The following is a 10,429-nucleotide window of genomic DNA, read 5'->3' on the forward strand; positions in this document are numbered from 1 at the left end:
GTCATCAACTGTCCATTTGTTTCAAAAAAGGGTGCAGCTGCTTTCGATTGTTTAGATCAGGAGCAGACTGCACTTCTCATTCGCAGTGATTTACGGATATGCCTTATCCATCTGCTGCTTATTAAGGAAGTTGCTGACCACCCCAACTGTTCCGGCAGCAAGCGCAATAATATAAAGCAGATAGGTAAAAATAAGGTATTCGGCCATATTCAAACCAAACATCAGCCAGCCATCTTCCCCGCAAATACCTGTCGGCTGAAATTCAAACGGGAACCACTCATGCAAAGGCAATCCCAAAGGGAACTTTGGATCCAAGGAGCAACTGTGCCCCCCCCCGCCCGCTGCAAACAGGTCGGCCCCCTGAGCCAGAGCCTCCTCCAGAGCTGCACCGGCAATATGCAGCTGTTCAAGCTCTATTGACCACAACATGCCCTGAATCACCCCATACCAGGCGAGCAGCAGTCCAAGACATTTCAAGACCCGATTTTCGGGCTGAATCATAATGATCAAACCCGCAAACACGATGCAAAACATACTGAACCGGGTGTAAACACACAGTTCACAGGGGTCCAGCTCCAGATACCACTGGAAATACCCCGATGCAATGGCCAGCATCAGTGCAGCAGAACCTCCCATCACGAACCAGGGCATTCTCATCTTTTCCCAACGCTGTAATGCCTTCATGGGGGAATCACGAAATTCCCCGATCAGCTTCCCAACCGTCCCCATGATCACACTCCTTATTACATTTTCAGAAGCTCTCGAGTCAAATCGTCCAGCATGTCCATGCTTCGAACTGACTTGGTCATAATCAAATACTTACCATTCACGACAATGGCAGGAACCCCTTGAATCCTTGATACCTGGTTGGCATGGTCCCATTGACGGAGCAGTGCTTTTACCGGGTCGGAAGGAAGTGTCTGTTCAAACTGTTCTCTACTGATACCAGCTACTTTCAGACCATACTCAATCGCTTCATCTGAGCTTTTAAATTTCAATTTTTCATCATGCAGTCGCTTGAAATAAGCCATTTTTACAGGCTCGAGCTTTGTTTCTTTTAAAACCCGGGTAACGGCCAGCACATTGGTTTTTTCTTCACCGTAGGGAGGTTTTGTGCTGACATGATAACAATCAAAATCCACCCCATCCCCAGCAAGCTTTTCAGAGTAGGAGGGGATAACGGACTTTTCATATTGATAACAGTGAGGGCAATTGGTGGTGTACATTTCAATAACTGAGTTTTTGGCTTCAAAAGCCTCATCTTCAAGCCTTATATAATTAACCCCCTCCTTATAAGAATTGCCATAGGACAACCCGCTCAAAAATAAAAAGAAAAAAGAGCAAAATACAGACAGGCACCTTTTCATGGCATCAACCTCATTTTTTTGCATACAGGGCATTCAATACTTGCTTCGGTTGATATTATATTTTCTGACAATCTGCTCTCCCAATGGCCATGATGAATAGGAGTGTTGAAAAATCCAATACCCTTTCAAATCAGCAAAACCATGGCTTATTTTCTCTACACACTCACCGATAACCCAGCCACTGAGGAACTATCAGTGCACACCAATGTCTAATACCCATCCATCCCCCTTGCAACTATTATTTATACTTAAAAGTTATAAAAAGGTGGTTTCCGATGAGTTACTGCTCAGTATCCAACCTGGTTGCCAACCTCTGTCGGCTGGATCCTGCTACCGCTCAGCGACAGGACACAGCCACGGACAAAAGCCAGAAGTTCGCTGAAGAGGCGAGTTTTTACTATGCCTTTTTCAAAAACCACAACTTGAAGCCGGTGCCCGACCCGGGGCTTATGATGGTGCTTCAGAAAGCCTGGCTGGAAAGGAAAAAAAGAACCATCCGTAAGAAGGAAAAAACGGGCAGAATATGGCCAGAACGAAGGCATCGTGATGAGCCCCCTCATCAGGACCACGATGAACTCTACGACTGAGGTGGCCTGCACTGCTTTGTGGGCAAAATTGGCTAAAATCCCCATAAACGGCATAATACAGCCTGGTTTGATTTGCAGATGATACCAGCGCGATAATACACCTGTTATCATCCTGTCCATCCATGAAAGGGAAACACAGCTCACCGGAGTACCGGTTCATCAACAACCTGGGGCATTCTCAGAACAGTTCACACCTGAATGCCATCGGGAAGCAGTGCCTACAACCAGCTATTGTCTTCCTCGCCAATCGAACAGCGACCGCCGGACAGAACGGTATCGCCTGTAGCTGGATTATGCGGTTTGCGGGTATTCCCAAGCCGACACCGAGGCACATTTTCAGAAAAAAGCAACGAGATTAAGGCATTGAGTGGTTTTTTAGGTCTCTTTAGCAAGAGAAAAAGCAACAAACACACCTCCTCTCCAGACAAGGGCGGTCAGGAAGTCTCCGGCCGGAAAAAAGCCGACCGGGTGAAAAGCGGAACGCCCGATAAAAGTACCCGACACCATTCTGCCAAGCGCAAAAGCCACTCCCACCAGGGAGCAAAAAAAGCGTCCAGGCAGAAGAAGGTGGAAGACAACTGGAGTATTGAACAGTTCAAGGTCGCTCCCGATCCGGAAAAAACCCGCTTTCACGATTTTGAGCTGCCGGATCAGCTGATGCACGCTATTCAGGATCTCGGATTCAAATACTGCACCCCCATCCAGGCCGAAGTTCTGGGCAGCACCCTGGCAGGTCGTGATGCCATCGGCAAAGCCCAGACCGGTACCGGGAAAACGGCAGCCTTCCTGGTCAGCACCATCAAACAGCTGGTGGAAACACCGCCACCGGAAACCCGCTATCTTGGCGAACCACGCGCCGTCATCATCGCTCCCACCCGTGAGCTGGCTCTGCAGATTGGCCAGGATGCTGAGGAACTCACCAAACACCTGCCTCTTCATGTTGTGACCGTGGTGGGTGGCATGGATTATGACAAACAGCGTCGACGGATCGGCGAAAACTATCTGGATATTCTGGTAGCGACCCCGGGGCGACTGCTGGATTATTGTGAACGGAAAGACCTTCATCTTGACCTGGTGGAAACGCTCGTCATTGACGAGGCAGACCGAATGCTGGACATGGGCTTTATCCCCCAGGTACGGCGCATTGTCCGGATGACCCCAAGACCCGGTGACCGGCAGACCCTGCTGTTCTCCGCCACCTTCACCGAGGAAGTGCTCCGTCTTGGGGAGCAGTGGACCTGGCATCCGGTCAAAGTGGAAATAGAACCCGACAGCGTGGCCACGGATACCGTTGACCAGAAAATCTATATCCTCACGTCAGAACAGAAGTTCCCTTTGCTGGTCAACCTGATCCAGCATCACAATCTGGACAAGGTGATTGTTTTCACCAACCGTCGTGACCAGACCCGGAAGCTCACCGAACGGCTTCAGAAAACCGGCATAAAGGCGGATCAGATTTCTGGAGAAGTGCCCCAGAACAAACGGCTGAGGACCCTTGAGAACTTCAAGTCAGGTCGTATCTCCGTTCTCGTTGCCACCGATGTGGCTGGCCGGGGCATTCATATTGATGGCATCAGCCACGTCATTAACTACAATCTGCCAGAAGACCCGGAAGATTACGTTCATCGCATTGGCAGAACCGGCCGTGCCGGAGCCAGTGGCACCAGCATCAGCTTCGCCTGTGAAGATGACTCCTTCCTCATCCCGGACCTGGAAGGCCTGCTGGGAGACCAGTTAAAGAAAGACTACCCTCCAGAGCACCTGCTGGTAACGCCCGCCAGAAAGCACTGAGAGCCTGTACCTGCCAGCCCACTGGACAGTGGGCTGCAGCTATCCCATTCAGCCAGGTATTAAGAAAGGTTTAAGATAAGAAACTGCACACAGTAACGGGGGTAAATGTATATCTAGAAAGGAAATAAAACAGACTTGAGGGGATGCTTTGAACCAACGAATTGGCGATATAACTTTTTAAGTTTAGAAGCAAAATGTGACAAGTTAAACCCTTTCAAACAATAAAAACTTTTTTTTATTCTTCATTGGAATTTCAACTTGCCGGGGTAAACCTTTTCGATAAGAATCAAAGATGAGTGATCCAAAAACAGACAATGGAGCTGCCTATGGGACACGCCTTGGAAACCAGGCCGATCATCTCAACCCCATCAACCACCTACATACTGGACAGCAACGTCCTGATACACGACCCCAACTCAATACTCAACTTCGAAGAACACCAGGTAGTCATCCCAATCACCGTTCTGGAGGAACTGGACAAACTGAAAAACGGTCGGCAGACCATCGCCGCCGACTGCCGCCAGGCCATTCGCCTGATCGATAATATTCTCGGGGTCGCCACCCCTTCTGAGATAGAGCAGGGAGTGCCTATCGAACGCAGTGGCAAAAATGACACCAGTGGCACCCTGTCCATCATGATGAGCCACGCCAGCGACAAGGTCACCACACTGCCCAGCAGTAACAACGATAACCAGATCATCAATGATATCTGCCAGTACCAGAAAGGCCACCCTGACCAGAGCTGCATTCTGGTCACCAAAGACATCAACATGCGCTTAAAGGCCCGCGGCTGCGGCATTCTTACGGAGGACTACCACAGTGACCAGCTGGTCAGTGATGTCGGCCTGCTGACCAAAGGCTACCTTCACTACGAAGGAAACTTCTGGGATCGGGTGAACCAGGTAGCCACCACTCAGCATGACGGCAAAACCATCCACACCCTCAGCCGAAAGGAGTTCACTGAAGAGCTCTACCTGAACAAATTCCTGCTGGATGACCAGGGGTTTGTGGCCAAAGTTGTTGATATCAATGACGAGGAGGTGAGCCTTCAGCACTTCAGCCGGGAAAGCCTGATGAATCAGGAAGCCTGGGGGCTTCGCCCTTTGAATATTTACCAGGCCATGGCCCTGAACCTGCTACTGGACCCGGAAGTGCACCTGGTTAACCTCAACGGGGCAGCGGGCTCGGGAAAAACCATTCTGGCCCTGGCCGCCGCCATCGAAATGACCATCGCCTCCAAACAATTCCGGAGGATCATTGCCACCCGCTCAACCCGGGGACTGGATGAGGACATCGGTTTCCTGCCGGGGACGGAGGCAGAGAAAATGGAACCCTGGCTGGGCGCCATTACCGATAACCTGGAAGCCCTGCACAATGACGATGAATCCACCAACAGCAGTGTGGAGTACATTCTGGACAGGGTTCCACTGCACTTCAAATCCCTGAATTACATCAGGGGCAGAAGCTTCCAGCAAAGCTTGATCATCATTGATGAATGCCAGAACCTGACCCCTCATCAGATCAAAACCATCATTACCCGGGCCGGAGTCGGCAGCAAGGTGATCTGTCTGGGCAACCTGGCACAGATTGACACCCCTTATCTGGCGGCCACCAGTTCCGGCCTGACCTACATGACAGAACGTTTGAAGCACTTTACTCACGGAGGCTCCATGCAACTTCAGGGCGTTCCACGTTCACCTCTGGCAGCCTACGCTGAAACCCACCTGTAATAACTAACCAGGGCCGGTGCATACACAACACCGGCCCACTGACTCTTTTATCCACCTTCCCAGCTCCAATACCCGTAAAAAGTGACAGCCGTCAACATATCTCTCTACAAACTCGGCGAACATAGGCGATCAACTGGAACGTCAGGTATCGAAACGACTGTACTCTCTCAAGAAAAGGCATCGTCGATAAAAAATAACGAACCCATACCAGGTACCCCTCCATGTTCGCAGAAAAGCTTGACCTTGATGATTTTATGAACGGCCTGGTTCGCCGTAACCCTAATGAGCCAGAATTTCATCAGGCTGTCAGGGAGGTGGCAGAAAGTGTCATTCCCTACATTAACAACCATCCTGACTACATTCAGGCCCGTATTCTCGAAAGAATGACCGAGCCAGACCGGGTTATATCCTTCAGAGTCTGCTGGGAGGACGATGACGGCCATATCCGGGTCAACCGCGGGTACCGGGTGCAATTCAACAATGCCATCGGTCCCTACAAAGGGGGCCTGAGATTCACCACTAACCTATCCCTGGGCACCCTGAAATTCCTCGGTTTTGAACAGACCTTCAAGAACAGCCTGACCACCCTTCCCCTGGGGGCTGCCAAAGGGGGGGCGGACTTTAACCCCAAGGGAAAAACTGAACGGGAAGTCATGCGCTTCTGCCAGTCCTTTATGACAGAGCTCTATAAACACATTGGTGCTCACACCGATATCCCCGCGGGAGACATTGGTGTGGGCAGCCGTGAAATCAGTTATATGTTCGGCCAGTACAAGCGGCTGCAGAATGAATTTCAGGGAGTACTCACCGGTAAAGACCTCTCCTATGGTGGCAGCCTGATTCGCAAGGAAGCCACCGGTTTTGGCACCGTGTTCTTTACCCGGGAAATGCTGAAAGCTCATGGACAGAACCTGGATGGAAAACGGTGCGTCATCTCCGGCTCAGGAAACGTTGCCCTGTATACCGCCCGAAAAGCCATGGATCTCGGCGCCAGAGTGATCGCCCTGTCGGATTCAGATGGTTCCTTTCACGCTCCCCAGGGGCTGTCTGAAGAGCAGATGCACTTTCTGATCGACCTGAAAGAGAAGCGCCGGGGACGACTCAGTGAATTTGCCAATTACTTTGGTTTTGAATACCACCCGAATGCCAAAGTCTGGGCTTTCCCCTGCGACATTGCGTTTGCCTGTGCCACCCAGAACGAACTGGATCTCGATGATGCCAGAAAACTGGTGGCCAATGGCTGCAAAGCCGTTGCCGAAGGTGCCAACATGCCCACTACCCTTGAAGCCAGCCACTTCTTCCGTCAGTCCGGCACTCTGTTTGCCCCTGCCAAGGCCGCCAATGCCGGCGGAGTAGCGGTTTCAGGTCTGGAAATGACTCAGAACAGCATGCGCCTGTCATGGGGCATGGAAGAGCTGGAAAGGCGCCTGGAATCCATTATGGCCAGCATCCATCAGCAGACTGAGAAATATGGCCAGCAATCCGATGGCACCATTGATTATGTCAGGGGAGCCAATATTGCCGGGTTTACCAAAGTGGCCAACGCCATGTTGTCTTACGGGGTCGTTTAGGCGATTGTCGAACAGGAGCTTTCACGCAGCGGCCTGCTTCAGCAGGCCACTGATGCTGGCCAGCGCATCCAGCAGCCGGTTCACATGCGTTCTGGTGTGGCGGGCACTGAAGGTCACTCTCAAACGGGACTCACCACTGGGAACCGTAGGTGGCCGTATTGGAGTCACCAGAATACCCTGTTCATACAGCTTTTCACTGATGGACAAAGTACTGGCCACACTGCCCGTACGTATTGGCTGGATGGGAGTGTTTGATGGCATCATTGGCAAGCCCAGCGCCTCCCCTCCCTTTCTGAAATAACGAACCAGATCCACCAGATGCTCTCTTCTCCAGTTTTCCTTTCTGACAATCTGCAAACTGAGCCGGGTGGCTTCAGCGATGGCGGGCGGCATGGCCGTGGTGTATATATATGGACGGGAAAACTGAATCAATGTCTCAATCAAAGCTTTACTGCCGGCAACAAAGGCGCCAGCGGTTCCAAACGCCTTTCCAAGGGTGCCCATCAACACGGGCACATCTTCCATGGATAACTGATATTGGTTAACACTGCCCCTGCCCCCCTCCCCCAGACAGCCAAACCCGTGAGCATCATCAACCATCAGACAAGCGTCATATTTTCTGGCCAGCTGAGACAGCTGGTCCAGGGGAGCCTGGTCTCCATCCATGCTGAACACGCCGTCCGTGGCAATCAGTTTTCGCTGTCTGATATCTCCGGTGACTGCAGACAGCCTTCGCTCCAGATCCGCCATATCGGTATGCCGATAACGCTGCATGCGGGCTCCACAAAGTATCCCCGCATCCAATAGTGAGGCATGATTCAAACGATCCTGAAAAATAGCATCCCCACTGCCCAGCAGTGCGCTGATCACCCCAAGGTTGGCCATATACCCGGTTGAGAAGAGCAGTACCCCTGGCCGTCCGGTAAATTCAGCCAGCTCTTCTTCCAGCTCGTGATGGGCTCGGCTGTGACCAATAATTAAATGGGAAGCTCCCCCTCCCAGCCCATAGCGGCTGGCCGCTGCCTGGAATCGTGCGATGACCGCTGGATGGTTTGCCAGCCCGAGGTAATCATTACTGCAAAATGCCAGACACTGACGTCCATCTACTGATATTTCTGGACCCTGGGGGCCCTCCAGTACATGCCGATGCCGGTAAAGCCGTTCGGCATGACGCCTGCTCAGGGCTTCTTCAAGATTCAGGGAAACCATAATCCGGCTACCTGGGCGACGCTGCAAATGATTCTCTATTGTCACCCATGTTGCCATCAGTGCCCCCAGAAGAACCAACAGGCATTGAGCCACCCGGCATTTCAGAGCCTTCAGCGCGCTTTTCTTCAGGTCTTATCCCCAGCCGCCTGAACAGCCGCATGTCATCATCAGAATCCGGATTAGGCGTCGTCAGCAGTTTTTCCCCCGCAAATATACTGTTGGCCCCCGCCAGGAAAGCAAGAGCATGCATTTCATCATTCATCTGCTTCCGACCCGCTGAGAGCCGGACACTGGCCCTGGGCATCAAAATTCGGGCCACCGCAATACACCGGATAAAATCAAAGGGGTCCAGCGCCTCCACATCCGCCAGGGGAGTGCCTGCCACCCTGACAAGAAGATTGATGGGCACACTTTCCGGATGCTCTGGCAGAGTCGCCAGCTGCCATAACAACCCGGCACGGTCACTGAGATTTTCTCCCATGCCGATAATCCCTCCGCTGCATACCCTGATTCCAGAACGCCTGACACAGTCCAGTGTTTTCAAGCGTTCATCATAGGTCCGGGTAGTAATAATCTGCCCATAATACTCCGGCGAGGTGTCCAGGTTATGGTTGTAATAATCCAGCCCGGCTTCAGCCAGCGCCATCGCCTGGGCATCACTGAGCATGCCCAGGGTGACACAGGTTTCCAGCCCCATATCCTTCACCTGGCGGATCATTTCCACCACCGGTTTCAGGTCTTTATCCCCCGGACTCCTCCAGGCTGCCCCCATGCAGAAACGGGTCGCTCCACCGGCTTTCGCCTCACGGGCTTTATCCAAAACCGCCTCAACCTCCATCAGCTTTTCCGGCATTAACTCGGTATGGTAATGACCACTTTGAGGGCAGTATTTGCAATCTTCCGGGCAGGTACCGGTTTTTATGGACAACAGTGTACAAACCTGTACCTGGTTAGGATCAAAGAACGTTCTGTGGACCTGCTGGGCCCGGAACAACAAATCACTGAAAGGAAGGCAGAACAGGCTCTCAACCTCTTCTCGCGACCAGTTTGAACGAATCTGGACTACCTCTGGATCCAACATGGACACTCACTGCCTCTCGCAAAACCACTCTGGACACTGACAGGCCTGCATATCCATGATTGAGCCAACCATTCATGGAATGAAACACTGCCAGCACCTACTGACTTTCGCTGTTCTCCAAAGTAGTCAAGCTGTGACAAATAAAAAGGTTTACATTGTTTCGAATTGAAACTCACTCCCGGCAAAAGGTCTCTAATAGTCTACAGTTACCCAGGTTACGCTACCCCGGCTCCACAGAGGCAATCATTATGAAGGCGCTGAAGTTTCTCCCCCTGGTATTTCTGTTTCTTCACCTGACCGGATGCGTAGCCGTCAACCCCGGGAATAACAGCGAAACCCATACGGGGGCATCCAGCCAGGCCATTGGCCAGGGGTTTACAGGAACCTGGCAAAATCAAAGAGGCTCAATACTGGTTCTTGAACAGGAAGAGGGGAAGCAACTTAAAGGCACCTTCACTACCGCGGTTGCTGATACCAAAAGCTGTATCGGTCAACCGGTGCCCGTCCAGGCCATGCAGAACCATAACGCCCTGGCCCTCAGCCTGAGCATGGAAACCTGTGGCTCCCCTTATACGATTGCCATGAGCGGGTTGCTGGCCCGAGGAAAAACTGCCACGGACCCGGATAAAATCGATATGATGAATCTGGCTTTGAAAAAGGGTGAAGAAAGCTGGAAATCAAGAATACTTGCCAGCGACACCTATGTGCGGGTAAGCCCTGGAACAAGCGTTAAACAATAGATAAAAAGCAGGGCGTTAAAGCCCTGTTCTGCTCAAAAGATACTCAGGTGGTTTACCAAGACCTGGCCAGGAAAGAGCTTATAAAACACGTCCTTCTGACATAGGGGCTGGGAGCGGATTAATGTCCTGCCAGAAACCTTTCAACCTGGCGCTGTTCAAATTAAATGTTGCTAACATGGTCTATACTCCCTGAGCATGAGAATTGTCGTGTAAAGTGGAGTTCCAGCCATGAAACCTCAGCAATTCCAAGACATCCTGAAGTCCATACCCATGATGTCCCCAGAGCAGATCGGTGTCCTCCATAAAACTCTGCCGCCCTCACCCATTGCCGGTGATGCACAAGGTATTTCCGG

Annotated in this window: 9 protein-coding genes; 5 read left to right on the top strand and 4 right to left on the bottom strand. The window is 51.7% G+C overall.

Annotation, left to right across the window (positions count from 1 at the left end; genetic code table 11):
- Nucleotides 1-90: 90 nt before the first annotated feature.
- Nucleotides 91-729: a disulfide bond formation protein B gene (locus tag ACNRUY_RS01655; RefSeq protein WP_488109894.1), complete on the bottom strand. Its 639-nt coding sequence runs from the start codon at nucleotides 727-729 to the stop codon at nucleotides 91-93.
- Between the two features lie 14 nt (nucleotides 730-743).
- Nucleotides 744-1,400 (bottom strand): thiol:disulfide interchange protein DsbA/DsbL, encoded by a 657-nt coding sequence (locus tag ACNRUY_RS01660; RefSeq protein ID WP_488109895.1) that lies wholly within the window; start codon nucleotides 1,398-1,400, stop codon nucleotides 744-746.
- Between the two features lie 242 nt (nucleotides 1,401-1,642).
- Here ACNRUY_RS01660 and ACNRUY_RS01665 point away from each other — a divergent pair, with 242 nt between their 5' ends.
- The 4 genes from ACNRUY_RS01665 to gdhA all read left to right on the top strand — a co-directional run bounded on the left by ACNRUY_RS01665 (nucleotide 1,643) and on the right by gdhA (nucleotide 7,046).
- A complete protein-coding gene (locus ACNRUY_RS01665) occupies nucleotides 1,643-1,954 on the top strand; it encodes a hypothetical protein (RefSeq protein ID WP_488109896.1) in 312 nt (103 codons plus the stop codon).
- 567 nt (nucleotides 1,955-2,521) lie between these two features.
- The gene (rhlB, locus tag ACNRUY_RS01670) at nucleotides 2,522-3,745 is read left to right on the top strand and encodes an ATP-dependent RNA helicase RhlB (RefSeq protein ID WP_488109903.1); all 1,224 of its coding nucleotides are present in this window, start codon (nucleotides 2,522-2,524) and stop codon (nucleotides 3,743-3,745) included.
- Nucleotides 3,746-4,071: 326 nt separating this feature from the next.
- The gene (locus tag ACNRUY_RS01675; RefSeq protein WP_488109897.1) at nucleotides 4,072-5,475 is read left to right on the top strand and encodes a PhoH family protein; all 1,404 of its coding nucleotides are present in this window, start codon (nucleotides 4,072-4,074) and stop codon (nucleotides 5,473-5,475) included.
- Nucleotides 5,476-5,696: 221 nt separating this feature from the next.
- A complete protein-coding gene (gdhA, locus tag ACNRUY_RS01680; RefSeq protein WP_488109898.1) occupies nucleotides 5,697-7,046 on the top strand; it encodes an NADP-specific glutamate dehydrogenase in 1,350 nt (449 codons plus the stop codon).
- A 21-nt stretch (nucleotides 7,047-7,067) separates the two neighbouring features.
- Here gdhA and bioF read toward each other — a convergent pair whose 3' ends face one another.
- Both bioF and bioB read right to left on the bottom strand, forming a co-directional pair.
- Nucleotides 7,068-8,255, bottom strand: a complete 1,188-nt coding sequence (bioF, locus tag ACNRUY_RS01685) for an 8-amino-7-oxononanoate synthase (RefSeq protein WP_488109904.1) — start codon at nucleotides 8,253-8,255, stop codon at nucleotides 7,068-7,070.
- 7 nt (nucleotides 8,256-8,262) lie between these two features.
- Nucleotides 8,263-9,336: a biotin synthase BioB gene (bioB, locus tag ACNRUY_RS01690; RefSeq protein WP_488109899.1), complete on the bottom strand. Its 1,074-nt coding sequence runs from the start codon at nucleotides 9,334-9,336 to the stop codon at nucleotides 8,263-8,265.
- 248 nt (nucleotides 9,337-9,584) lie between these two features.
- Between bioB and ACNRUY_RS01695 the strand changes: the two genes are divergently transcribed.
- On the top strand, nucleotides 9,585-10,076 hold the full coding sequence (locus ACNRUY_RS01695) for an avidin/streptavidin family protein (RefSeq protein WP_488109900.1): 492 nt from the start codon (nucleotides 9,585-9,587) through the stop codon (nucleotides 10,074-10,076).
- Nucleotides 10,077-10,429 lie beyond the last annotated feature (353 nt).

The sequence above is a fragment of the Endozoicomonas sp. Z74 genome (assembly GCF_057680865.1).